At 71.0% G+C, this 24,582-nt stretch carries 24 protein-coding genes and 1 pseudogene; 15 read left to right on the forward strand and 10 right to left on the reverse strand.

The window, feature by feature from the left end; genetic code table 11:
- The first annotated feature begins 5 nt into the window (after positions 1-5).
- From ACFTZC_RS16240 to ACFTZC_RS16265, 6 genes are all read left to right on the forward strand, one after another.
- A complete protein-coding gene (locus tag ACFTZC_RS16240; protein ID WP_382890082.1) occupies positions 6-1,253 on the forward strand; it encodes a sensor histidine kinase in 1,248 nt (415 codons plus the stop codon).
- Positions 1,254-1,257: 4 nt separating this feature from the next.
- Complete coding sequence (locus ACFTZC_RS16245) at positions 1,258-1,902, forward strand: response regulator (RefSeq protein WP_382890084.1); 645 nt, start codon at positions 1,258-1,260, stop codon at positions 1,900-1,902.
- 388 nt (positions 1,903-2,290) lie between these two features.
- A complete protein-coding gene (locus ACFTZC_RS16250) occupies positions 2,291-2,455 on the forward strand; it encodes a hypothetical protein (protein WP_365810710.1) in 165 nt (54 codons plus the stop codon).
- Positions 2,456-2,549: 94 nt separating this feature from the next.
- A complete protein-coding gene (locus tag ACFTZC_RS16255) occupies positions 2,550-2,843 on the forward strand; it encodes a Dabb family protein (RefSeq protein WP_382890087.1) in 294 nt (97 codons plus the stop codon).
- A gap of 200 nt (positions 2,844-3,043) precedes the next feature.
- Positions 3,044-3,904, forward strand: a complete 861-nt coding sequence (locus ACFTZC_RS16260) for an RNA polymerase sigma factor SigF (protein WP_382890089.1) — start codon at positions 3,044-3,046, stop codon at positions 3,902-3,904.
- Positions 3,905-4,137: 233 nt separating this feature from the next.
- Complete coding sequence (locus ACFTZC_RS16265) at positions 4,138-5,019, forward strand: RNA polymerase sigma factor SigF (protein ID WP_365810715.1); 882 nt, start codon at positions 4,138-4,140, stop codon at positions 5,017-5,019.
- Positions 5,020-5,303: 284 nt separating this feature from the next.
- Here ACFTZC_RS16265 and ACFTZC_RS16270 read toward each other — a convergent pair whose 3' ends face one another.
- Positions 5,304-5,513 (reverse strand): hypothetical protein, encoded by a 210-nt coding sequence (locus ACFTZC_RS16270; protein WP_382890091.1) that lies wholly within the window; start codon positions 5,511-5,513, stop codon positions 5,304-5,306.
- A 265-nt stretch (positions 5,514-5,778) separates the two neighbouring features.
- On the opposite strand from ACFTZC_RS16270, the gene ACFTZC_RS16275 reads away from it, so the two are divergent.
- The 4 genes from ACFTZC_RS16275 (at position 5,779) to ACFTZC_RS16290 (ending at position 10,438) form a co-directional block, all read left to right on the forward strand.
- The gene (locus ACFTZC_RS16275; RefSeq protein WP_382890093.1) at positions 5,779-6,333 is read left to right on the forward strand and encodes a MarR family winged helix-turn-helix transcriptional regulator; all 555 of its coding nucleotides are present in this window, start codon (positions 5,779-5,781) and stop codon (positions 6,331-6,333) included.
- 13 nt (positions 6,334-6,346) lie between these two features.
- Positions 6,347-8,902: an MFS transporter gene (locus tag ACFTZC_RS16280; protein WP_382890095.1), complete on the forward strand. Its 2,556-nt coding sequence runs from the start codon at positions 6,347-6,349 to the stop codon at positions 8,900-8,902.
- Positions 8,903-9,045: 143 nt separating this feature from the next.
- Entirely contained in the window at positions 9,046-9,873 is an 828-nt protein-coding gene (locus tag ACFTZC_RS16285) for a YceI family protein (protein WP_382890097.1), read from the forward strand.
- A gap of 100 nt (positions 9,874-9,973) precedes the next feature.
- A complete protein-coding gene (locus ACFTZC_RS16290) occupies positions 9,974-10,438 on the forward strand; it encodes a PPOX class F420-dependent oxidoreductase (RefSeq protein ID WP_382890099.1) in 465 nt (154 codons plus the stop codon).
- A gap of 171 nt (positions 10,439-10,609) precedes the next feature.
- On the opposite strand, the gene ACFTZC_RS16295 is transcribed toward ACFTZC_RS16290, so the two are convergent.
- Entirely contained in the window at positions 10,610-10,846 is a 237-nt protein-coding gene (locus tag ACFTZC_RS16295) for a hypothetical protein (RefSeq protein ID WP_382890101.1), read from the reverse strand.
- 508 nt (positions 10,847-11,354) lie between these two features.
- Positions 11,355-11,894, reverse strand: coding sequence for a YbhB/YbcL family Raf kinase inhibitor-like protein (locus tag ACFTZC_RS16300; RefSeq protein WP_382890103.1), 540 nt, complete (start codon positions 11,892-11,894; stop codon positions 11,355-11,357).
- A gap of 159 nt (positions 11,895-12,053) precedes the next feature.
- Here ACFTZC_RS16300 and ACFTZC_RS16305 point away from each other — a divergent pair, with 159 nt between their 5' ends.
- On the forward strand, positions 12,054-12,758 hold the full coding sequence (locus tag ACFTZC_RS16305; protein WP_382890105.1) for a GntR family transcriptional regulator: 705 nt from the start codon (positions 12,054-12,056) through the stop codon (positions 12,756-12,758).
- Between the two features lie 65 nt (positions 12,759-12,823).
- Positions 12,824-12,931 (forward strand): annotated as a pseudogene (locus ACFTZC_RS16310) (hypothetical protein); the annotation flags it as partial.
- Positions 12,932-13,135: 204 nt separating this feature from the next.
- On the opposite strand, the gene ACFTZC_RS16315 reads toward ACFTZC_RS16310, so the two are convergent.
- Positions 13,136-13,990, reverse strand: coding sequence for an NAD-dependent epimerase/dehydratase family protein (locus ACFTZC_RS16315; RefSeq protein WP_382890107.1), 855 nt, complete (start codon positions 13,988-13,990; stop codon positions 13,136-13,138).
- Positions 13,991-14,126: 136 nt separating this feature from the next.
- On the opposite strand from ACFTZC_RS16315, the gene ACFTZC_RS16320 reads away from it, so the two are divergent.
- On the forward strand, positions 14,127-14,975 hold the full coding sequence (locus tag ACFTZC_RS16320; RefSeq protein WP_382890109.1) for a helix-turn-helix transcriptional regulator: 849 nt from the start codon (positions 14,127-14,129) through the stop codon (positions 14,973-14,975).
- 137 nt (positions 14,976-15,112) lie between these two features.
- Here the strand turns inward: ACFTZC_RS16320 and ACFTZC_RS16325 are convergent, their stop codons facing one another.
- Entirely contained in the window at positions 15,113-15,448 is a 336-nt protein-coding gene (locus ACFTZC_RS16325; protein ID WP_382890111.1) for a winged helix-turn-helix transcriptional regulator, read from the reverse strand.
- A 63-nt stretch (positions 15,449-15,511) separates the two neighbouring features.
- Between ACFTZC_RS16325 and ACFTZC_RS16330 the strand changes: the two genes are divergently transcribed.
- Positions 15,512-16,030 carry an ester cyclase gene (locus tag ACFTZC_RS16330; protein ID WP_382890113.1) on the forward strand — a complete coding sequence of 173 codons (519 nt, stop codon included), beginning with the start codon at positions 15,512-15,514 and terminating at the stop codon, positions 16,028-16,030.
- Between the two features lie 284 nt (positions 16,031-16,314).
- Positions 16,315-16,944, forward strand: coding sequence for a class I SAM-dependent methyltransferase (locus tag ACFTZC_RS16335; protein ID WP_382890115.1), 630 nt, complete (start codon positions 16,315-16,317; stop codon positions 16,942-16,944).
- A gap of 33 nt (positions 16,945-16,977) precedes the next feature.
- Here the strand turns inward: ACFTZC_RS16335 and ACFTZC_RS16340 are convergent, their stop codons facing one another.
- From ACFTZC_RS16340 to ACFTZC_RS16360, 5 genes are all read right to left on the reverse strand, one after another.
- Entirely contained in the window at positions 16,978-18,387 is a 1,410-nt protein-coding gene (locus ACFTZC_RS16340; RefSeq protein WP_382890117.1) for a hypothetical protein, read from the reverse strand.
- A 135-nt stretch (positions 18,388-18,522) separates the two neighbouring features.
- On the reverse strand, positions 18,523-19,338 hold the full coding sequence (locus ACFTZC_RS16345) for a TetR/AcrR family transcriptional regulator (protein WP_382890118.1): 816 nt from the start codon (positions 19,336-19,338) through the stop codon (positions 18,523-18,525).
- Positions 19,339-19,362: 24 nt separating this feature from the next.
- Positions 19,363-20,910, reverse strand: coding sequence for an MFS transporter (locus tag ACFTZC_RS16350; RefSeq protein WP_382890120.1), 1,548 nt, complete (start codon positions 20,908-20,910; stop codon positions 19,363-19,365).
- A gap of 113 nt (positions 20,911-21,023) precedes the next feature.
- Positions 21,024-23,231: a glycosyltransferase family 39 protein gene (locus ACFTZC_RS16355; RefSeq protein ID WP_382890122.1), complete on the reverse strand. Its 2,208-nt coding sequence runs from the start codon at positions 23,229-23,231 to the stop codon at positions 21,024-21,026.
- Positions 23,228-24,571, reverse strand: a complete 1,344-nt coding sequence (locus ACFTZC_RS16360) for a glycosyltransferase (RefSeq protein WP_382890124.1) — start codon at positions 24,569-24,571, stop codon at positions 23,228-23,230. The genes ACFTZC_RS16355 and ACFTZC_RS16360 overlap by 4 nt, the downstream gene beginning before the upstream one ends.
- Positions 24,572-24,582 lie beyond the last annotated feature (11 nt).

Genomic DNA, 24,582 nt, shown 5'->3' on the forward strand with positions numbered 1-24,582 from the left:
CAGAAGTGACCGACCCCGCCCCGGGCCGTGAGCGGCCCTGGCTCCAGACGCGGGCGCGGAACACGCTGCGCCAGGGGAAGTTCCTCGCCGTCGGCGCCTGTTCCGGCGTCGTCGCCCTGTTCGCCCTGACCGCGCTCCTGCTGACGGCCTCGCTGATCGTCACGCTGCCGCTGCTGCCCCGCACCATCCGGCTCATCCGCCGGCTCGCCGCGTACGAACGCCGCCGCACCGGCGCGTTCCTCGGGACGCCGATCCCCTCGCCCCGGCGGGGCCGGGCTGGGGAGGGCGACGACCTCGTCGACGCGCTGGCCGACCGCGCCACCCGGCGCGACATGAGCTGGCTGACCCTCCAGGCCACGTTCGGCCTGCTGACCGGGCTGGTGGCCGTCGGCTCGCCCGCGGGCGTGCTGCAGAACGTGGGGATCGCCGTGCTCTGGCCGGTCGTGCCCGGCGCCGCGACCACGCTGGACACGCCCGTCGAGTCGTGGGGCGACGCCCTTCTCGCGCTGGCCACCGCCGCCGGGTACGGGGCGCTCGGCGCGCTCCTCGTCCCCCCGCTGGCCCGCTGGTACGCGCGGAGCAGCGCGGCGCGGCTCGCGCCCCCGACGGCCTCCCTCGTCGAGCGGCTCGCCGAGGTCACCGCGACCCGGGCCGCCGCGCTCGAAGCGCACGGCACCGAGCTGCGGCGCATCGAACGCAACCTCCACGACGGCACGCAGAACCGTCTCGTCGCCGTCGTCATGCACCTCGGGATGGTGGAGCGCGCCCTGCACCGCGACCCGGAATCGGCCGCGCCCATGGTGCTCACCGCCCAGAACGCGGCCACCGAGGCGCTCGCCGAACTGCGCGAGGTGGTCCGCTCCATCTATCCGCCCGTGCTGGCCGACCGCGGGCTCTCCGGCGCGGTCGCCGCGCTGGTCTCGCACTGCGCGATCGACGGCACCCTCGACGCGGAGGAGCTGCCGCGCGCGCCCGCCGCGGTCGAGGCGGCCGCCTACTTCGTGGTGGCCGAGGCGCTCACCAACGCCGTCAAGCACAGCGGGGCGCGGCGGATCACCGTATCCCTGCGCGCCGACGGCGACCTGCTCACCGTCGAGGTCACGGACGACGGCCGGGGCGGCGCCGACGAGGCGCTCGGCACCGGGCTCGTCGGGATCGAGCGCCGGGTGGCCGCGTTCGACGGAACGACCCGGCTCACCAGTCCGAGCGGCGGCCCCACCGTGCTGCGCGCCACCATCCCCCTAGGAGTGTGACCCCGTGCGGATCGTGATAGCCGAGGACGACGCCCTGCTGCGGGCGGGCCTCACCCATCTGCTGCGCGCCGAGGGCATCGAGGTCAGCTCCGCCGTCGACAACGGCACCGACCTGCTGGCCGCCGTCGCCGCCGACCGCCCCGACCTCGCGCTCGTGGACGTACGGATGCCGCCGACCTACCGCGACGAGGGGCTGCGCGCCGCCGTGGAGGCGCGGCGCCGGCAGCCGGGGCTCGCGGTGCTGGTCCTGTCGGCGCACGTGGAGGACAGTTACGCCACCGAGCTGCTGGCCGACGGCAGCGGCGGGGTGGGCTATCTGCTCAAGGAGCGGGTGGGGAAGGTCGGCGACTTCCTGGCGGCGCTGGAGCGGGTGGCCGCCGGCGGCACGGCGATGGACCCGGAGGTCGTCGCCCAGCTGCTGGTACGGCGCCGGGCCGACGACCCGCTGCACAGCCTGACCCCGCGCGAGCGCGAGGTGCTGGGGCTGATGGCGGAGGGCCACTCCAACGCGACGATCGCCGGTCTGCTGACCGTCTCCGCGGGCGCGGTGCACAAGCACATCGGCAATATCTTCACCAAGTTGGGGCTGCCCACGACGGACGCCGGCCACCGGCGCGTGCTGGCTGTGCTCGCCTATCTGAAGGCATAAGTCGTCGACAGCGCGCTCTGCCGCTGAGCAGGAGGAGCGGCGGCAGGGGGTGACGGCAGGGGACCGGCGGCAGGGGGAGCGGCCTCGGGGGGGCGAGCCGCTCCCCCCGGGGGAACCGGCCCCGTGGGCCCGCGCGCGTCAGGGGGGAGTGCGCGGCACGGACCCCGCAGAGGGGGGCCGGTTCGTCGCCCGCGGACTCTTGCCGGATCCGCAGGGCTCCTCTCCATCGTGCGGCCCGCTCCGACCCGCGCCACCCGGCAAAGGGCCCGGACTTCCGGGTCCTTGGTCCATAAAGGCCGCGTCAAGAGAAAACCGGCCTCAGGACATTGGCGTTCATACGGTTAGACTCTCGCGACCGCACGTGAGGAGACCGGGGAGGAAGCGGCCGATGGGGCAAGCGAAGAAGATCGTGCTGTACGGGCTCGCCGTCTTCGTGCTGTACACGATCATCACCTCCCCCGACCGGGCCGCGGACCTCGTCCAGGTAGGGTTCGAAGGCATTTCGAGCGCCGCGCAGGGTGTCGGAGACTTCATGTCGGCGCTGGTCAACTGAGACACGCCGACCGGCCGGCCCGTACACCGGCCCGCCCCGTACACCGGCCCGGGCCGTACACCGGACCGGCCCGGCCATACGACAGGAGTGCCTCTTGATCCGCCACCTGGTTCTCTTCAGGCTCGACGAGGGCGTCTCGCGGGACGAGCCGCGGGTGGCCGCCGCCGCCGCGGCCTTCATGAAGCTGGGCGGACAGGTCCCGGAGGTGGAGTTCTGGGAGTGCGCCTGGAACATCACCGACCGCCCGATCGCCTACGACTTCGCGATCAACTCGGCCGTCCCGGACCGTGATGCGCTCCAGCGCTACCTCGACCACCCGGATCACCAGGCCGCCGTCGCACAGTGGCGTGAATTCGCCACCTGGGTGATCGCCGACTACGAGTTCTGAGCCGTTCACTCCCCACGCCCCGCACCTCCCCGGTGCGGGGCTTTTGGGTTTATTACCCCATCCCACCGTCAACACGGTTTTTTCGGGTGCTTGCACACAGTGGACATGTCTTGTGATGCTATGACCGCTTTTGACGGATGAGTTGACGTAGTCGACCGCGAAGGGGTGGCGTAATCGTGCCGGCCAGTACTACGCCTCAAGTGCCACCCCAGACCGAAACCGAACGCCGGACCGAGCCCACCCAGCGGACCGAGCCCAGCCCACGAACGGAACCCGAACCGCAGCCCGCCCCACAGAGCCGGGGCGCGGACACCCGGGCGCTCACCCAGGTCCTCTTCGGCGAGCTGAAGGGGCTGGAGCCGGGCACCCGCGAGCACACCCGCGTGCGCGCGGCGCTCATCGAGGCGAACCTGCCGCTGGTGCGCTACGCCGCCGCCCGCTTCCGCAGCCGTAACGAGCCGATGGAGGACGTCGTCCAGGTCGGCACGATCGGGCTGATCAACGCCATCGACCGGTTCGACCCGGAACGCGGCGTCCAGTTCCCCACCTTCGCGATGCCGACCGTCGTCGGCGAGATCAAACGCTACTTTCGGGACAATGTGCGGACGGTGCACGTGCCGCGCCGGCTGCACGAGCTGTGGGTCCAGGTCACCGGCGCCACCGAGGACCTGACGACGGCTCACGGCCGCTCCCCCACCACCGCCGAGATCGCCGAGCGGCTGAAGATCTCCGAGGAGGAGGTCCTCGCCTGCATCGAGGCCGGACGCTCGTACCACGCGACCTCCCTGGAGGCCGCGCAGGAGGGCGACGGGCTCCCCGGGCTGCTCGACCGGCTCGGCTACGAGGACCCTGCGCTGGCCGGGGTGGAGCACCGCGATCTGGTCCGGCATCTGCTGGTGCAACTGCCGGAACGGGAGCAGCGGATCCTGATGCTCCGGTACTACAACAACCTGACGCAGTCACAGATCAGCCAGGAGCTGGGCGTCTCCCAGATGCATGTGTCAAGACTGCTCGCGCGCAGCTTCGCCCGCTTGCGATCCGCAAATCGGATCGAGGCTTAACCCCCAGGGGTAGAACCCCGCACCTTCCTGCCCCCGGTCGAAACACCACATATCCCACCCTTGTTGGACATACCCCACAGCGAGATGTCGACATGTCACTACAGCGTGTTGCCGACATGTGACATTCTGCTGGAACCGCGTTTGCCGCGGCCTCGGCACCGGTATTCAGGTGGAGGCTGCGTTCCTCCGACGGGAGCGGCCGACGCGACCGTCCGCGACCTCAAGGGGGTGGCATGTCCGTAGAACAGGGCAGCTCGAAGGTGCTCACGCTCACGAAGAGCGCTCCCGTGCCCGATGCTCTCGACCATGTGGACCAGGACCAGGCGGTCCAGCCACGGGCGTCCCAGCCGGAAGCCATCGACACCCGTACTCTGTCCCGCTCCCTGTTCCTGCGGCTTGCCGTGCTCGACCAGGAGAGCCCGGAGCGCGCCTACGTACGCGACACCCTCATCGAGCTGAACCTGCCGCTGGTGCGGTACGCGGCGGCCCGGTTCCGCAGCCGCAACGAGCCGATGGAGGACATCGTCCAGGTCGGCACGATCGGGCTGATCAAGGCGATCGACCGGTTCGACTGCGAACGGGGCGTGGAGTTCCCGACGTTCGCGATGCCGACCGTCGTCGGTGAGATCAAACGCTTCTTCCGGGACACGTCCTGGTCGGTACGAGTGCCGCGCCGGCTCCAGGAGCTGCGGCTCGCGCTGACCAAGGCCAGCGACGAGCTGGCGCAGAAGCTGGACCGCTCGCCGACGGTGCCCGAACTCGCCGCCGTACTGGGCGTGTCCGAGGAGGACGTGGTCGACGGCCTCGCGGTCGGCAACGCGTACACGGCGTCCTCGCTGGACTCGCCCTCGCCGGAGGACGACGGCGGGGAGGGCTCGCTCGCGGACCGGCTCGGTTACGAGGACATGGCGCTGGAGGGCGTCGAGTACCGCGAGTCGCTCAAGCCGCTGCTCGCCAAACTCCCGCCCCGGGAGCGGCAGATCATCATGCTGCGGTTCTTCGCGAACATGACCCAGTCGCAGATCGGCGAGGAGGTCGGCATCTCGCAGATGCACGTCTCGCGGCTGCTGACCCGCACGCTCGCGCAGCTGCGGGAAGGCCTGATCTCGGACTGAGGCACGCGGACCCCGCCCACCGCCCGGCCGGCCCTCGGAGAATCGAAGATTTCCGGGGATGCCGACGGACGACGACGCGGGCGGGGTACCCGTTCGACGAGCCGACCGGATCTGCCGCATCCACCGGATCTGCCGCAGCGACCGGATCCGCCGCGTCTGGCGCATCCACCGGATCCGCCCGGATGCGGACTCCGGGCCCCGGGCCACGAGCCTGTCGGCCCGCCCCGCGGGGCCACCGTGCCTCCGAGGCCGGCGGCCACCGGCTGCCGGCCACCGGACCGGTGTCAGGCGAAGGCCAGCCAGGCCACGACGGCCAGAACCACGACGGCCGCGATCACACCGATGACCACTCCGGCCTTCGGCCCGCTCTGCTGCTGAGGCGCCTGCCGGCGCTGCGGTTCCCCGTCGTCGACGAACGCGCGGAACATCTGGGTGCTGCCCGCCGGGTCAGGAGTACCCTCGGGTCCCTGCGGGGCTTGGGAGTTGTGTGCCATACGGCAGGACCCTAGCGAACACCGGGACCTCACCCAACCCCGGGCCCACGACCGATGGCCGGTCGAGACCGCTCCGTACCCCGCGATCCTCCCGGCACACCCCGTGAGCCGCCCCGCGGCCTCCTCATGACCTTCCTCATGACCTTCCCCGGGCGAAGTCTTTTGGGTTCCTTTACTGCGATGAGCCCGATTTAGTTTGCCTTCAGCAACCAACTGATCCTATGGTCTTATGGTTGCCCTAAGCAACAAGATGTCGGGAGGGGCCATGGCGGCCGCACGGAGTCAGTACGCGGAACTTTCCCGGCAGCTCAGCGCTGTCGGGGCCGTCAAACGCAGCCTCGCGCGGATCCTGCCCGCCGACTGCCCGGGCGGCTCCGCGGCCGCACTGACCCTGCTGGAACGCCACGGCGAGATGCGCATGAGCAGACTCGCCGAGCTGCTCGCCGTCGACATGTCGGTGACCAGCAGACATGTCGCGCACGCCGCGGAACGTGGCTGGATCGAGCGGTTGCCCGATCCGGCCGACAAGCGCTCGCGCATCCTGCGGCTCACGCCCCCGGGGCGGGAGCTGCTGGGCGAGCTGGACCGGCGGGTGACCGAGATGTTCGCCAGGACGCTCGACGACTGGACCGACGACGAGGTCGGACAGCTCAACGCGCTGCTCGCACGGCTGCGCAGCAGCTTCGGCGACTGCCGCGACCGGCACGAAGGCCGGTACGAAGGCCGGCAGGAAGGCCGGCCCGAGAACGGCCGGCCGTACGACACAGAAGAGCCAACAGAAGATCCATACGCCCGTACACCCACGCGGCAACAGACGTAAGGCAAGGAAGCACATGGCTACGACCACACCAACGGGTGTGCGGGGCGGCCACGCCAAGCGCGGAGGCGACCCCGCCGCCGCGAGCGGCGCGCCGATGACACACCGCCAGATCATGGAGGCGCTCTCCGGGCTGCTGCTGGGGATGTTCGTCGCGATCCTCTCCTCGACGATCGTCTCCAACGCCCTCCCGGAGATCATCTCCGACCTCGGGGGCGGCCAGAGCGCCTACACCTGGGTGGTGACCGCGGCGCTGCTGTCGATGACCGCGTCCACCCCCATCTGGGGCAAGCTCGCCGACATCTTCAGCAAGAAGCTGCTGGTCCAGATAGCCCTGGTCATCTTCGTCCTGGGCTCGGCCGTGGCGGGCCTCTCGCAGAACGCCGGGATGCTGATCGCCTGCCGGGTGGTCCAGGGCATCGGCGTCGGCGGGCTCTCCGCGCTCGCCCAGATCGTCATGGCCGCCATGATCGCCCCGCGCGAGCGCGGCCGGTACAGCGGCTACCTCGGCGCGACCTTCGCCGTCGCGACCGTCGGCGGCCCGCTCCTCGGCGGTGTCATCACCGACACCTCGTGGCTGGGCTGGCGCTGGTGCTTCTACGTCGGCGTCCCGTTCGCGGTCCTCGCGCTGATCGTCCTCCAGAAGACCCTGAAGCTCCCCGTCGTCAAGCGCGAGGTCAAGGTCGACTGGGGCGGCGCCTTCTTCATCAGCGCGGCCGTCTCGCTGCTGCTCCTCTGGGTGACCTTCGCGGGCGACAAGTACGACTGGGTCTCGTGGCAGACGTACGCCATGGTCGGCGGCTCGGTCCTGCTCGGCGCGATCTTCATCCTCATCGAGTCCAAGGCCACGGAACCGATCATCCCGCTGCGGCTGTTCCGTAACCGCACCATCACCCTCGCCTCGCTGGCCTCGCTCTTCGTCGGGGTCGCGATGTTCGCGGGCACCATCTTCTTCAGCCAGTACTTCCAGCTCGCCCGGGGCAAGTCGCCGACGATGTCCGGCGTCATGACCATCCCGATGATCGGCGGGCTGTTCCTCTCCTCCACCATCTCGGGCCAGGTCATCACCAAGACGGGCCGCTGGAAGATCTGGCTGGTCGGCGGCGGCGCCCTCACCACGGCGGGGCTGGCGCTGCTCGGCACCATCCGGTACGACACCCCGTACTGGCACGTGGCCGCGTACATGGCGGTCATGGGTCTCGGCGTCGGCATGATGATGCAGAACCTGGTCCTCGCCACGCAGAACCAGGTCGCCCCGCAGGACCTCGGCTCCGCCAGCTCCGCCGTCACCTTCTTCCGCTCGCTGGGCGGTGCGGTCGGCGTCTCGGCGCTGGGCGCGGTGCTCGGCAACCGGATCACGCACTACGTGAAGGAAGGCCTGGCCGACCTCGGCCCGCAGGGCGCGTCGCTGGGCCACGCCGGTACGGGCGGCGGCTCCATCCCGGACATCGCCGCGCTGCCCGCGCCGCTGCGGCCGGTCATCGAGGCGGCGTACGGCCACGGCGTCGCGAACGTCTTCCTGTACGCGGCTCCCGCGGCGCTGGTCGCGTTCATCCTGACGCTGTTCATCAAGGAGGTCGCCCTGAAGTCCCGGACCACGGCCGACGGCGACGACAACCCGTCAACCGGCACGACCACCGCGAGCGCCGCGGTGGCGGCGGAGACGGCGCCCCTCGCCGCGGCGGCGCCCGCCGCCGCCCTGGCCTCCGTGGCCCCGGCGGCCTCCCTGGGCACCACCCCCGTGGCGGCCCCGGCTGCGGCCACGACGGCGCTGGTCACGGCCTCCGCCGGGGCCCCCGGCGGAGCCGACAACGCCGTGCGGGGTCTGGTGCTCGGCTCCGAGGGCGCCCCGGTGCCCCGGGCCGCCGTCACCCTGATCTCCCTGGCCGGGCGCCAGCTGGCCCGCTCCGTCGCACAGGCCGACGGCGGCTACTCCCTGGACGCCCCGGGCCCCGGCTCGTACGTCCTGATCGCCTCCGCCGACGGCTTCCAGCCGCAGGCGTCCACAGTGGTCGTCGGGGACGAGCCGCTCGCGTACGACATCCTCCTGTCCGGTACGAGCGGCCTCACCGGGGCCGTGCGCGCGGCGGACGGCGGCGCGGCCGTCGAGGGCGCGATGGTCATCGTCACCGATGTGCGCGGCGACGTCCTGGCGACGGGGAGGTCCACCGAGCACGGCGAGTTCGCGTTCGGCGAGCTGATCCCCGGCGCGGTGACGGTCGCGGTGAACGCGGCGGGCTTCCGTCCGCAGGCGCTGCCGGTGGAGATCGGCGGCCAGGGCGTCACCCGCGTCGAGGTCGCGCTCCGGGCCGGCGCCCTGCTCCAGGGCACGATCCGGGCGGGCGCCGACCGCCGCCCCGCGCAGGACGCGCGGGTGACGCTGGTCGACGCGGCCGGGAACGTGGTCGCCACGGCGACGACCGGGGACGACGGGGCGTACGCCTTCGCCGACCTGGACTCGGGCGAGTACACGGTGATCGCGACCGGCTACCCGCCGGTGGCCGGCGCGCTGACGGTCACGGGACGCGGCATCGACGGCCACGACATCGAACTCGCCCACCCCGGCGCGTAGTTGCTCCTCCCGTCTGGGGGACCTCGGGGGGTGTGGGGCCGTACTCTGCCCCACACCCCCCGCATCGGGGCCCTGTCGGCGGGCGGCATCGGGATCGGTACGGGATCCCGTACGGGATCGGCATGATCGAGGAGAGAACAGGGATGGGACTTCGCGGACAGGTACGGACGCGCGACGGCTGGGCGGTCCAGCACGCGATCGTGACCATGACCGACATGACCGGCACGCAGGTGCTGCGCACCGGGGCCGACGAGGAGGGGACCGTACAGGACAGCTCGCCGCTCGCGCCGGGCCCGTACACCGTGGTCGTCACGGCCGTCGGCTACGCGCCGGTCGCCTCGACCGCGCTGGTCACCAGGACCGGCCGGGCCGACCTCGGCACGGTGACGCTGGTCAGGCAGGGCGGCGTGGAGCTGCCGCCGCCGGGGGTGTGGAGCATCGACCCGTCGCACTCGTCGGTGGGCGCGGTGGCGCAGCACCTCGGGATCTCCAGCGTGCGCGGACGGTTCACCGAGTTCGGCGGCCGGATCGAGATCCTCGACACCGGCGGCGGGCCCGAGGAGGCGCGCGTCGAGGCGGTCATCAACGCGGCCACCATCGACACGGGCAACGGGCTGCGCGACAAGCACCTCAGGTCGCCGGACTTCCTGGACGTGGCACGCTTCCCGGAGATCACGTACAGCAGTACGGGACTGACCCCGGCGGGCCCCGACCGCTGGAAGGTGCACGGCCGGCTGTCGCTGCACGGCGTCGTACGCGAACTGGACCTGGACCTGAGCTACCTGGGCACGGGCCCGGACCCGTGGGGCGGCGTACGGGCGGCGTTCCACGCGACGACGGAGCTGCGGCGCTCGGACTTCGCGATGAACTACAACCAGGTGGTGCAGGCGGGGATCGCGGCGATCGGGACCACGCTGCGGGTGGAGCTGGAGATCCAGGCGGTGCAGGGGGAGAACCTGCCGGAGGCGTAGGGGAGAAACTGCCGGGGGTCGTAGGGGCGTACCGGCGCGGGGGCGTACTCGTGCAGGGGCGTACCGGCGCGGGGGCACAGGACGTCATAGGCTGCGGGCCATGGCACCGAACATCGCAACGAACACGACCGTGGATCTCGCCGGACTGCTGGAGTTCGTACGGCCCCGGCACCGCGCGATCCTGCTGACCACCCGCGCCGACGGCCGCCCCCAGGGCTCCCCGCTCTCCTGCGGGGTGGACGACTCGGGGCGGATCGTCGTCTCCACGTACCCCGAGCGAGCGAAGACCCGCAACGCCAAGCGTGACGAGCGGGTGAGCGTGATCGTGCTGTCGGACGACTGGAACGGCCCGTGGGTGCAGGTCGACGGAACGGCCGAGGTCATCGACTGCCCCGAGTCGGTCGAGCCGCTGGTGGAGTACTACCGGAACATCGCGGGCGAGCACCCGGACTGGGACGAGTACCGGGCGGCGATGGTGAAGCAGGGCAAGTCGATCATCCGCGTCACGCCGGAGCGCTGGGGCCCGCTCGCGACGGGCGGCTTCCCGGCGCACCTGGCGCCGTAGGCCGTGTGTCAGAGGCAGGGCCGCCGGCCCGAAGGGCGGGGCCCGGCGGCGGAGGAAGGAGAGGGCGAACTCCGGTGAGGCCGCCTGCCGGGCGGCGAGGACGACCCGTACCCACGTGCCGTTGACGGGCCCCTCGCAGACCACGGTCACGTGGTAGAGAGCGTGCCGCACTCATGTCCGCCGCCCGGCGGGGGGCCGCTGCTGCCGGTGGAGTCGCGCGAGGCCGGCGAGTTGGGCCCGTTCCCGCCCGGTCGCCGGACGGAGCGCGATCAGCGCGGCCTGCCAGGTGTGTCCCGAGGGACGGACGAGATAGACCACCGGTCCGGCGAAGGAGCGGATGACACCCGGCATGTTCGCTCTCCGGTCGTACACCGCCATGCCGATCCGCAGATCGGGGCCGGGCGCCATCCGGCGTCACCGGCCCGGCGGTGCGGGTGCGCCGCGATCTGGCGCGCGCAGTAGGCGGCGCTGACCTCCCCGATCCCGCGACGGGCGTTCTCCCGACGCCTGTCCCACCAGTCGCACAGATCGCGTCCAGGCACCGGGGCCAGGTCAATCGGGGGGGGTGGATCAAGGCCGGCGGAATTCCGGAAGCACGTCGCTCACGCATCACGGGCGGCTCCCCTCTGTAGTGATTCCACTACCGGGGGTGCCCAGGGTGATCTATTCTCGAAGAGCCTTCAACCTCCGCCCAGTTGATTGATAGTTGGTTCAATAGTGGCTAACTGTAAGGAGCTTGATCCCCAGTCGGGACCCCTCGCGGCCTTCGGGGAGCGTCTGCGCAGGCTGCTGCGTCCGGACGCCAACACGTGTACTGACCGGGCCTTGCCACATCTTCGGCCGCAGTGAGGCTGGCGTCGGACGTTGACCAGGTGGAGGGCCCGATTGCGCTCGGCGCGGGCCTTGTGGCTGTTCTTCAGGCGGGAGTCTCAGCGGTGGCTGTCAGGACCGCGCGGCCGAGGATGTGGCCGGCCATGGTGAAACCGAGGGCGGCCGGGGTGGCGTCGTCGGGGACGCCGATGGTGTCGACGTCGAGGGCATGCACCACGGTGAAGTAGCGGTGCAGGCCGTGTCCGGCCGGCGGGGCGGCGCCGATGAAGCGGGCCGCGCGGGCGTCGTTGGGCAGCTGGAACGCGCCCCCGGGCAGGCCCGAGCCGGTGTCATCGCCGGCACCTTCGGGCAGCTCGGTGACGGTGGCGGGGATGTCGGCGACCGCCCAGTGCCAGAACCCGGACCCGGTGGGGGCGTCGGGGTCGTAGACCGTGACGGCGTAGCTCTTGGTGCCTTCCGGGGCGCCGCTCCAAGAAAGCTGCGGGGAGACGTCCTTCCCGCCAGGGACGCCGGAGAGGCCGGAGTATTGCTCGATCGACCAGGGGGCGCCGTCGGTGACGGTGGTGCTGACAACGGTGAAAGAGGCCGCCTCGGGGAGACGGGCGAAGGGGTCGTTGGAGCTCATGGTGTCGTGCCTCTCAGGTGTGCTGTGGGGTGGTGGTGCGGTCGGCGGAGGTCCCGCCGTGGTGGCGCCAGGAGGCGACGTGGTCACGCTTCCGCTCACCACCAAGATCGATCATAACACTAATAATCGATTATTTATCAGATCGTCTATTGTGTGGGCATGGCCCAGACGACTCACACCTCACCCCCGGCGGGGAAGCAGATCCTCTCCGAGCAGGTCTACACACACCTGCGGGACGCAATCATGCGTGGGGACCACGCCCCCGGTGATGCCCTCAAACCCCAGGACCTCGCGAAAGAGCAGGGCGTGAGCCTGGCCGTCGTGCGTGAGGCGCTCGTGCGGGTGGTCGGCGAGGGCCTCGCCGATCGGCTGCCCAACCGCGGCTTCGCCATCCCGGCGTACTCCGACCGCCGCTGGCAGGAGATCGGGGAGGCCCGCCGGACGATCGAACCGGTCATGCTGCGCATGGCCGTCGAACGCGGCGATGTGGACTGGGAAGCCCGCGTACGAGCCTCCCACCACCGTCTGACCCGCACCCCGGCGTACGTGGCAGGGGAGGGCGAGCACTACAGCAGCGCCTGGGCCGAAGCCCACCGCCTCTTTCACCGCACGCTGCTGGAGGGGTGCGGCAATCTCGTCCTGCTGGAGACCTTCGACCGGCTGTGGACCGCGAGCGAGCTGGCCCGGCGCTGGTCGGTGCACCGCAACCCCGACCGGGACGGCGCCGCCGAGCACCGCCGACTGGAGGAGGCGGTGCTGGCCCGCGACGCTGACACCGCAGCCGAGCTACTGATCCGGCACCTCACCCAGACCGCGGCCGGGCTGACCGGCTGCACCCACCACGAACCCGAGAGGGAAGTTTGATACGCCTCGCCCGCCTGGCCGGACGACCACGCCTGATCACCGACACCGGAGCCACAGCATGACTACCGGAGAGGCAGGACGAACTCGCGGCGCTCGGGCTGGAGCGCGGGGCCATGTCCTACTACGCGGGCCGCGCTGCCCCGCTCGGTGCGGTCGGTGCGGGCACGGTCACGTGAGCCGAAGCAGGATAGGTGTCACCACCGGCATCCGCTGAACTGCGGCTTCAGTCGGGCGAGGCACAGTGGTTGTCACCGATACGGCGCACTACCTGTCACCAGCAGCACGCGAAGCAGAGTCGATGTCACCGCCTCCGTGCCCCGCAGCCGGGTGCTGGCTGCGCCGATCACAGGGGTGGGCTGACCCGGCCCAGTGACCGGTCACAGGGCTCCGGCGTCCCGGGCCGTCCAGACGCTCGGGTAGATCGGCCGGAAGCCGAGTTCCCGGCGGATGCGCTGGTTGGACATGATCCCGAACCACGGGTCGGGGTCCGTGAGCTCATGGAGTCCGGCGGGCACCTCGACGCCGTTGAGCTGGTACAGCTCGACCGTTGTGACGGGGGCGTCATCGGCGATGTTGTAGATCTGGCCGGCGATGCCCGGCGCGTACAGCAGACGCATCAGACCCTGGGCGACGTCCGCGTGGTGGGCCATCTGCAGGCGCTGGTGCGGCGCCCAACCGGCGGCCCAGTGCATGGAGTTGGCGAGGTGCGGGTCGCCCTCACCGTAGACGAAGGGGAGCCGCCCGATGCGTACGTCCAGGCTCTTGAGCGCGAGCAGTTCACGCTCGGCCTCGGCCTTGGACTCGGGGTAGGCGCCCCACATCTCGCCGCCCGGTCGGCTCTCGTCCTCCTCGGTCAGCGGGCGGCCCCGCCCGACGCCGTACACATTGCCCGTGCTGACCTGCACGAACCGCTCCACGCCGGAGGCCTGCGCGGCGCGGCCCAGGGCCACTGCGGCGTCCCGGTTGACGGCCCACGCCTCCTCGTCCGGCACCCCGCGGAAGGAGGCGGCGACGTTCACGACGGCGTCCACGCCGACGAGCGCCTTGCGCAGTGTCTCCTCGTCGCACATGTCGCCTACCGCGACCTGGGCGCCCAGCTCCGCGAAGCGCTCGCCGCGGGTCGCGTCCCGTACCAGGACCCGCACCTGCTCGCCCGGCTGCCGCTGGGCCAGCAGCCTCGGCACGAAGCGGCGTCCGACCTGTCCCGTCGTACCGGTCACCAAAGTCAGCATGATGTGCTCCTCACGCACCGTGTCGCCTGTCGTTGATGACCAGCCTCGGCGGATGCGGGAACGATCGGGAGAGACCTCTTCATCAGGGGATCGGGAGTCCCTGGATAAGCCGGCCGGCCTCCCCCACCCTGGAGAGGTGAACCGGAGCGAACTCGCCGACTTCCTGCGCCGCGCCCGCACCCGCCTGGACCCCTCCGACGTGGGTCTCACGGCCGGCGCCCGCCGCCGTACGCCGGGGCTGCGCCGCGAGGAGGTGGCTCAGCTGGCCGGCATGTCCGTGGACTACTACACACGGTTGGAACAGTCCCGTGGCCCTAACCCGTCCCGTCAGATGCTCACCGCGCTGGCACGCGCCCTGCGCCTGACGGAGGACGAACGCGACCACCTCTTCCACCTCACCGGTGAACAGCCGCCGCGCCGGGAGGCGACCAGCACGTACGTACGCCCGAGCCTGCTCCTGGTGCTGGACCGGCTGCACGACACCCCGGCGATGGTGGTGACCGACTACGGCGAGGTCCTAGCCCAGAACGCGCTGTCACGGACGCTGAGCGGGGACGTCCTCGCCCGCCCGCCCCAAGGACGCAACATGATCCGCCACTTCTTCCTGGACCCTGCGGCCCAGGAGCTGTTCCCGCCCGAGGACCGCCCCGAGCGCGCCCGCGAGCAGGTCGCCGGCCTTCGAGCGGTGGCCTCGGCCCGCCCCACGGACCTCGAACCCTCCTCCCTCGTCGCCGAACTACGCGCCGCGAGCGAGGAGTTCGCCCGCCTCTGGGACGAACACAAGGTCGCCGTACGCCGCGCCACCACGAAACGCTTCCGGCACCCCGCGATCGGCATCCTCGAACTCGACTGCGAGGTCCTCGTCAACTCCGACCACAACCAGCAGCTCATCATCCACACGGCCCGCCCGGGCACGGAGTCGTACCAGCGCTTGCGGTTGTTGCGGGTGGTGGGCTCGCAGGACCTGACGCCGACGAGCCCCTGAACGCCTGCGCGCCTTTCAAGTTCGCTCCCTGCCCACCGCACGTCGCCCACGATCCCGAACTCCGCGCCATCCGGGGCCGACAGCGGCACAACGTCTGCCACTGGCGCAGGAAGGCAGACGACTGTCGACTTCTACGGTCACTCGGTGGTTGCTGGCTCGCCGTCGGGGACTGTCAGGGCCCAGGTGGCCATGGTGTCGAGGACAGCGCGCAGTCCTTCACCGAGGGGAGTGAGCCGGTACTCGACCCGTGGGGGAATCTCCGAATAGGCGGTGCGCAGGACGATGCCGTGTCGCTCGAACCGGCGCAGCCGGCTGGTCAGGGTGTGCGGGCTGATGCCGGGCAGGGCGTCGCGCAACTCTGTGAAGCGGTGGGGTCCGCGCAGGAGTTCGCGCACGATAAGGGTGGCCCACGGCCCGTCGAGCAGGGTGATGAACCGGGGGACGCCGCACTCCGGAAGACGGTCAGCAGTCATGGTTCGAGTTTATGCCATTAGTGCAGTTGATGTAACCGGTGCAGTGTGTGCACTAATAGGTCCATGACCTACGCGTTTCGTGGTCAGCCCGCACCACACAACATGGAGGACGACATGCCCGCGATCACTACGGCCAACACCGCAAGCGAGATGGTGCGCTCGGCCACGACCACCGCGTTGCGGGTCGCCGCGCGCGAGCTGGAGCTGTACGTCGCCGGGGACGTCGCCGGGACGGATGAGGTGTTCGCCCCTGATCTGATCGATCACAACCCCGCTTCCGATGCCGTCTCGGGCGTCGACGGCATACGTGCGCTGATCGCCGCGACCCGTGACGGATTCACCAACAGGCAGATCCGGATCCTGTTCCAGGAGGAGCTGCCTGGCGGCTGGGTCGTCCTCCAGTGGCAGCTGACCGCGACCCACACCGGAGACGCGTTCGGGTTCGCCGCCAGCGGCAACCCGGTCGATTTCCAGGGCCAGAACATCGTGCGCATTGTCGACGGCAAGATCAGCGAGATGTACCACATCGAAGAAATGCTCAAGCTCACCCAGCAGATCAGCACGGGCACGCAGCCTGCGTGATGGTCGAGATCTTCTCGGGCGACGGCCGCCCGTGAGGCCGTTGCTGTTCAGGGGTCCCATACTGGTGGGCTCTCCTATTCAACTGTCGCCGGTTCTCCGAGGAACCCAGCCATCTGGTGACCGACTGTGATCGCCAGTGGCGTATCGGCTCCAGGTCCCACCAGCCTCGTTGCGGAGCCGGGTGGTGGTCTTGTCGTGATAACCGAGAGCATCCGCGGCGAGGGCGCGGGATTCGGGACGGGGCGGGAGAACAGCTGCGAACGGCGGGTGTTAACTTCCTCCCCGTGGTGGAGCACCAGGACGAGACCAGGACGGCCTACGACGGGGTCGTCGAGCTGTACGCGTCGTTGTTCGCTGATCGGCTGGAGACGCAGCCGTTCTCGCGGAACATGATCGGCATCTTTGCCGAGCTGGTGCGTGGGGCGGGGAACCTGCGGGCAGCCGATGTCGGCTGCGGGCCCGGACATCTGACGGCGATGCTGCATGACCTGGGGCTGGACGCCTTCGGGTTCGACCTCTCCCCAGCCATGGTCGACCACGCCCGGCGGGCCCATCCGGCGCTGCAGTTCGACGAGGCGCGGATGGAGGCCCTGCCAGTCGAGGACGGCGCGCTCGGCGGCGTGCTGGCCCACTACTCGATGATCCACACCCCTCCTGGGGAACTGCCCGCGCTGCTCGCCGAGCAGGCGCGTGTCCTGGCACCAGGGGGCCTGCTCTTGGCCTCGTTTTTCGCGACCGACGGGCCCGAGCCGGTCCGCTTCGACCACAAGGTGACGCCCGCCTATAGCTGGCCGGCGGACCAGTTCGCCGAGCTGCTGGATCGGGCCGGGCTCGTCACGTTCGCCCGGCTGCTCCACGACCCGGCCTCTGAGCGGGGCTTCCTCGACGCCCACTTGCTGGCCCGCCTCCGCTAGAGCATGGCCTTCGGTACTGATGGGCTCTCGTATTCAACTGTTGCCGGTTCCCTGAGGAACCCAGCCCACTGGTGACCTTGTGTGATCTCCCGAGGCGTATCGGCTCCAGGTGCCTCCGGCTTGGGCGGCCAGCTTGGCGGTGGTGACCTGGTGGTAGCCGAGGGCGTCGGCGACGACGGGTGCAGGCCTCTCCAGGACGTGCTGGCGGATCGCGGAGACCCGGCTGGCGATGGTGGGGATGCCGAGGTCGTTGACCAGAGCCGAGAGAGTGTCGGGGTGCATCGGCTGTCCGGCCCTGCGCCCGGGGAACAGCCAGCGCGAGTCGCGGTTTGTCGCGGTGTTCATGTTGTCCCGGTTGGGGATCCATCTGAGCAGGAGATCGGCGACCGGTCCGGGGACCGGGGAAGGTGGTTCGCCGAGCCGTAGGAGGACTTGGCCGCCGTCGTGGACCACATCGTCGACGGTGAGGCGGACGACGCGGCTGAGCGGTTGTGCGTAGAGCAGGACGATGGCGGCCGCGACCCGGGGCCGGAGCGGCAGGTCGTGATCGGCCAGGAGGCGTCCGAGCAGGTCAATGCGTTCGTGTTGAGGGAGCGGTGTCGCTTGGCGGATCACTGCGGCAGGAAGACGGAAGCGCCTGGTGAGCTTGCTGGCCATGCACCACAGCAGGAAGGACCGAATGGTGTTGCGGCCGTGCTCGGTGTGCTCGACGTGCCAGGCATCGATGTCGGTCTGACGGCAGGTGGGCAGGGTGAGGCCGTGCTCGGCGAGCCATCCAAGGAATGCCGTGGCGTGCTTGACCTGGTCGCCGGCATAGCGGCGGCTTGCCGGGGTGAGCGGCTTCTTCTCCGCCCGGGTGCGGAGCTTCGGCAGGATTTCCCAGGTGGCGAATCGGCGGACGAGTTGGGCGTGGTCCGCGTCGGTGATGTCGGCGAGATGGCCGACGAGCCACCGCTCGAAGGAGCAGATCTGCTTGTCGACGGCGGGGAGCACGCCGCAGGCCATCAGGAGTTCCCGCAGGTGGGAGGCTGCCCGCCAGGGCTGGAGAGGGTGGAATGCCTCGTGGGTCAGCTCGATCTCCCCGCGGCCGAGGCGCCGCATCAGGTGTTCGGGCGAGTCGGTCCGTCCCTCGCGGGTGTAGAGCCAGGTCAGGCCGGACAGAGGGTTGTCCATGGCGAGCAGGGAGTCGGCGAGCGGGACGAGTTCGGGGCGGATCCGGCCGGTGCCGTCGTCCAGGAGCTCGGTGAGGCGGTCGGCGAAGGTGCAGCGAGTGCACAGGTGCCGGGCGTGGAGTTTGCCCTCGTGTCCGCAGCGGACGCACTGGTAGGAGACGGTGAAGCCCGCGCAGTCCGGGCATATGGACGCGACGTCGTCGGCTCGAGGGGGAGTGCGGGGCCTGCCGGGGTGCGCCCGTGCCCGTACGTCACCCCGCCGCGCTGCCACCGGACCGGGTCCGGGCACTCGCCGAGGAGGCGCGGAGCGCCGCCGCCCGCGTGTAGGGGCTGCGCCGGACGAGGGGCCCGCACGGCGGTGGCGATGGCGGCGCGCCGACTGATGGACGGGCTGACGGGCCGGGAGTCATTCCCCGTCCTCGGCCGGGTTCCGGTCCCGCATCGCCTCGATGCCCGCGATGAGGAGTTCCAGCGCGAAGACGAAGTCGCGCTCGCGCATCTCCTCGACCGTGTCGCCGCCGCGCGCCGCCATCATCTCGCCCGCGTTGTCGAACGTCCCCTCGTACCCGGGCTGCGCCTCGATGGCGCCCATCGCCTGCCGGTAGTACGCGTCCTGCGTGAGCCCGGCGTCCGCGCAGCGCTGTACGAAGTGGCCCTCGATCGTGCCGAATCCGTACACGAACTGGAAGACCGCCGCCAGCCCGCCCATCTGGTCCTGGCGCGCCAGTCCCGTACGGCCCAGGACCGCCTGGACGGCCGCGGAGAACTCCATCGAACGCGGGCCGATGTTCAGAAACCTGCCGACGAGCGGCGAGACCCAGTGGTGCCCGACCAGCACCGCCCGGTAGCTGGCGGCGAGTTCGCGGAGCTGGTCGCGCCAGTCGGCGTCCTCGTCGGCCAGGTCGGGGACGCGGACCTCGCCGAAGACCGAGTCGAGAGCGAGTTCGAGGAGGTCGTCCTTGGTGTCCACGTACCAGTAGAGGGACATCGCGGTCACCCCCAGTTCGGCGGCGAGCCGGCGCATGGAGAACTTCGCCGGGCCCTCCGCGTCGAGCAGCTCCACGCTGACGGCGGTGATGCGGTCGCGGTCGAGCCCGCCCGGATGGTCGGTGCCGGTGCCGGTGTCCGCGCGGTCGTTCCTGCGGCCGCGGCCCGCCGGTTTCCCTTCGAGCCATACGCTGGTACGGACGGGGCGCTTGGCGCTGCCGGCTTCGGACACCATGGGAAACCTCCTGGACATCTCATGCTATGCCGCACCCGCACCGGCGTCTGACGGCGCGTCCGCTCTCCCGCCCGCACGCCCCGCGCGCCCCGTACGCTCCGCCCTGCGCAGCAGCAGCGCCGCCAGCACCCCGCCCGCGAGCACGGCCACGGCGCCGACGAGCTGGCTCGTCTCCAGCCCCGCGGCGAACGCCTCCGAGATCCGCAGCCGCTCCGCCGCCCCGTCCGCCGCCGCGAGCGCCGCGGGCAGCGACGCGGCGCCCACGGCCGCCGGAACGAGGGCGGCGAAGCGGGCGTTGAGGACCGCGCCCAGGACGGCGACGCCGAGGCCATTGCCGAACTCGGCCAGCGTGCCGTTGATCCCCGCGCCGACCCCGGCCTTCTCCGGCGGGATCGCGCTCATGATGGCGTTGGCCATGGCCGGCATGGAGAGCGCCACGCCCGCGCCCATCACGACCAGGCCGAGCAGCATCCCGCCGTAGCCGTGGGCGCCGAGCAGCGCGATCGAGGCGAGCCCGGCGGCCACCAGGGACATGCCGATGGCGATGAGCCCCGGGGTGCCGGTCCTCGGCAGCAGCCGGGCCGCGACGCCGAGCAGGTTGAGGACGACGACGGTGAGCGCGAGCGGCGCCGTGCGCAGCCCGGCGTCGAGCGGCCCGTACCCCAGGACGAACTGGAGGTGCTGGGTGAGCAGGAAGAGCGAGCCGGTCATGCCGAAGGCAACGAGGACGGCGCCGCCGACCGCCCCGGTGAAGCGCTGGTCGCGGAAGAAGCGCATGTCCAGCATCGGGTACGGGATCCGCAGCTCCCACTGGACGAAGCCGCCGAGGACGACGACCCCGACGGCGGCGGCGAGCAGCACCCGGCCCGAGGTCCAGCCGTGGTCGGGGCCCGAGATGATCGCGTACACGACGGCGGTCATCCCGACGGTGGAGAGCAGCGCGCCGAGCAGGTCGGGGCGGTCGCCCTCCTTGGTCCTCGACTCGGGTACGAGGGCGGCGACGGCGATCAGTCCGAGCACCGCGACGGGGATGTTGATCAGGAAGATCGCGCCCCACCAGAAGTGTTCGAGCATGACCCCGCCGAGCAGCGGACCGGCCGCGAAACCGAGGGAGCTGACGGTCGACCAGAGGCCGATCGCCTTGACGCGCTCGGTGTCGTCGAAGATCTGGACGACGACGGCGAGCGTGGTGGTGATCAGCAGCGCGCCGCCGACGCCCATGCCGGCGCGGGCGGCGATCAGCTGCGCGCCGCTCTGGGAGAGTCCGGCCGCCAGGGAGCCGATCCCGAACAGCGCGAGCCCGGTGATCAGGAGCTTCTTGCGGCCGTAGCGGTCGGCGGCGTTGCCCGCGGTGAGCAGCAGCCCCGACTGGACGAGGGAATAGGCGTTGACCATCCACTGGATGTCGGCGGTGGAGGCGCCCAGCTCGCGGGTGAGGGAGGGGATCGCGACGCTGAGGATGGTGTTGTCCAGCAGCACGGTGATCTGGGCGAGACAGATGACACCGAGGATGAGCCAGCGCTGGGGGTGGGGGGCGGGGGTGACCGGGTTCTCGGCGGGCGCTGTCGGCATGAGGGACTCCTGAACGCCTTGTACGGTGTATGGGACTCGCATCGCCATACACCGTACAAGGTTTTTCCCTTACGCCGTATAGGCAATATGGGTGAACATGGTGGCGAACACGGTCAGGAGGCCTTCTCCGTCAGGTCGTAGAGCGTCGTGCCGTCCACGGTGACCTTCTTGAAGGTGGCCTCCACCCAGGTGGTGATGGAGGAGCTGCCGTTGCCGCCGGGGCCTCCGCCGCTGCCCGAGAGGAAGTAGTGGATCTTCCCGTCGGCCACGTACTTCTTGAACTGGGCGAGGGTCGGGGACGGGTCGCTGCCGTTGAAGCCGCCGATGGCCATGACGGGCTTCTCGGTGGCGAGCTGGTAGCTGGCGGCGTTCTGGGAGCCGATGGCCGCGGCGACCCAGGTGTAGTCGGAGGCGTTCTTCCTGAGGGCCGCCTCGACTTCGGTGCTGACGTTCTGGCCGTTGAGGAGGCCGCCCATGCCGCCGCCTCCCATGCCGCCGCGCTCGCCCATGGCGCCGCCGCCGGGCAGGCCACCGCCGGGCATCCCGCGGGCCTGCTGCTGACCGTTCTGGCCGTTCTGGCTGTTCTGGCCCGTCTGGCCGTTCTGCGTGGGGGGCTGGCCCATCCCCTGTCCGCCGCCGGTCGGGGGCTGCCCTATGCCCTGCCCCTGAGCCTGCCCCTGGCCCTGGCCCTGCTGGCCGGGCATCCCCATTCCGGCGCCGTCGCCCCCGCCGGGGCCGCCGCCGGGGAAGCCGCGCCGCCCGCCCCCGCCGAAGCCGCCCATCGAGGCCGGGCCCGCCGTGACGATCGAGCCGGTGTGCGCGCTGTTGACCGTGGTCAGGGTGTACGCGAACGGACCCGCCAGCGCGGCCACCGCGGCGAGACCCGCCGCGCCGAGCGCAAGCCGCCGTCCCAGCCGTCCCACGCACAGCAGTCCGGCCGCGGCCACCAGACCGCCGATCAGCACCGCCCAGCGCAGCCACGGCAGGTAGTCCGTGGTCCGGCCGAGCAGGACGAACGCCCAGACCGCGGTCGCCGCGGCCGTCACCGCGAGCGTCGCCGACGCCAGGAGGTGCGCCCGCTCCTCCCACAGCACCGCGACGCCCATGCCGATGACGGCGGCGATGTACGGGGCCAGGGCGACCGTGTAGTACTGGTGGAAGATGCCGGCCATGAAGCTGAAGACGCCCATCGTCATCAGCAGCGCGCCGCCCCACACCAGGAACGCCGAGCGCGCCGGGTCCGTACGCGGGCTCCTGCGGGTGATGACGAGTCCGGCGACGAGCAGGATCAGCGCGGCGGGCAGCAGCCAGGAGATCTGGCCGCCGACCTCGGAGTTGAACATCCGGCCGATGCCGGTCTCGCCCCACATACCACCGCCACCGCCGCCGCCAGGGCCACCGGCGCCTCCGCCGCCGCCCCCGACGCTGCCGGTCTCGTTGCCGTTGATGCGGCCGAGACCGTTGTAGCCGAAGGTCAGTTCAAGGAAGGAGTTGTTCTGCGAGCCGCCGATGTACGGGCGGGAGGACGCGGGCCACAGCTCCACGATCGCGACCCACCAGCCACCCGCGGCCACCATCGCGCCCGCCGCCAGGGCGAGCTGGCCGAGCCTGCGCCGTACGGACGTGGGCGCGCAGACCGCGTACACCAGGGCCAGCGGCGGCAGGATCAGGAACGCCTGGAGCGTCTTCGTCAGGAAGGCGAGGCCGACCGCGACCCCCGCCCACACCAGCCACTTCGTCCGGCCCGCCTCCAGCGCGCGCAGCACGCAGTAGATGGTGACGGTCATCAGCAGCGCGAGCAGCGCGTCCGGGTTGTTGAAGCGGAACATCAGCGCGGCGACCGGCGTCAGCGCCAGGACGACGCCCGCCGTGAGCCCGGCGACCGGGCTGAAGCGGCGGCGTACGGCGGCGTACAGCACCGCGATCGTGCCGACGCCCATCAGCACCTCGGGCACCAGGATCTGCCACGAGCCGAGCCCGAAGAGCCGTACGGACAGGGCCATCGGCCAGAGCGCGGCCGGCGGCTTGTCGACCGTGATCGAGTTCGCGGCGTCGGAGGAGCCGAAGAAGAACGCCTTCCAGCTCTCGCTGCCCGCCTGCACCGCCGCGGAGTAGAAGGAGTTGGCGTACCCCGAGGCGCTCAGGTTCCAGAGCTGGAGGAGCGCGGTGGTCAGCAGGAGGGCGAGCAGGGCCGGGCGCACCCAGGCCGGGTCCTCCGGCCTGCCCTGCCAGAGGCGGGCGGCGCGTCCGGCGCCGGCGGCGCCGCGGGCGTGGTGGTCCGCCGCCAGGGCGGGCCCGTCGGGCTGAAGGGTCGTGGTCATCGGGCATTCCTTGAGGAGACAGCGGCGGAGGAGGAAGGAGCGGCGGAGGAGGGAGCGGCGGAGGAGGGAGCGGCGGAGCGAGCGTCCGTGGGGTCGTCGGTGCGCCGGTCCGGGAAGACCCAGGCGCGCAGGAGCAGGAAGCGCAGCACTGTGGCGGCGAGGTTGGCGGCGATCAGTACGGCCAGTTCGGTGGAGTGCGCGGGATTGCCGGTGGCCGCGTCCAGGGCCGCGAGCGAACCGCTGGTCAGGGCGAGGCCGATCGCGAAGACGACCAGGCCCTGGGCCTGGTGGCGGACGGCGCCGTCCCGGCCGCGTACCCCGAAGGTGAGCCTCCGGTTGGCGGCGGTGTTGACGATCGCCGAGACCAAGAGGGCGGCGGCATTGGCGAGTTGTGGACTCGCCGTGGCGCGGAAGAGCGAGTACAGGAGAAGATAGAAGAGCGTGGACAGGGCGCCCACGACACAGAAGCCGACCAGTTGCCTGGCGAGACCGCCGGGAACCCCACTGATCCGGCGGTCCCTCGGATCGTCCCCGAAGGGCCTCGCCAGCCGGTCCAAAGGCAGCGCGCCCACCGCGAGCGCACGCCCCACGCGCCAGACGCCCTTCAGATCCTCGGTCGCGGTGCTGATGATGTTCACCGTGGAATCGGGGTCGTCGATCCAGTCGACCGGCACCTCATGGATCCGCAGTCCGGCGCGCTCGGCGAGCACCAGCATTTCCGTGTCGAAGAACCAGCCGGTGTCCTCGACCATCGGCAGCAGCCGCTCGGCGACATCGCGCCGTATCGCCTTGAACCCACACTGGGCGTCACTGAACCGAGCCGACAGGGAGGACTTGAGAATGAGGTTGTAGGCCCGCGAGATGAACTCGCGCTTCGGCCCCCGCACGACCCGCGACGACCGGGAGAGCCGGGAGCCGATCGCCAGATCGGAGTGCCCGGAGATCAGGGGGGCGACCAGCGGCAGCAGCGCGTTCAGATCGGTGGAGAGGTCCACGTCCATGTAGGCGAGGACGGGCGAGTCGGAGTGCGACCAGACGGTACGGAGCGCCCTCCCGCGCCCCTTCTCCTCCAGGCGGTACGCCCGTACCTCCGGCAGCTCCGCGTCCAGCCGGGCGGAGACCTCGGGGGTGCGGTCGGTGCTCGCGTTGTCCGCGATCGTGATCCGGAAGCTGTAGGGGAAGGTACGGGCGAGATGGTCGTGCAGACGCCGCACACATGGTTCGAGGTCCTGCTCCTCGTTGTAGACGGGAACGGTCACGTCGAGTACGGGGGCCTCGGTCACCTCGACCGGGAGATGCTCCCGGGCCGGGAGGGTGCCCCATGAAGTGTCGGTTCGCATGATCAGACACT

The sequence above is a fragment of the Streptomyces sp. NPDC056987 genome, assembly GCF_042673865.1.
GTDB lineage: Bacteria > Actinomycetota > Actinomycetes > Streptomycetales > Streptomycetaceae > Streptomyces.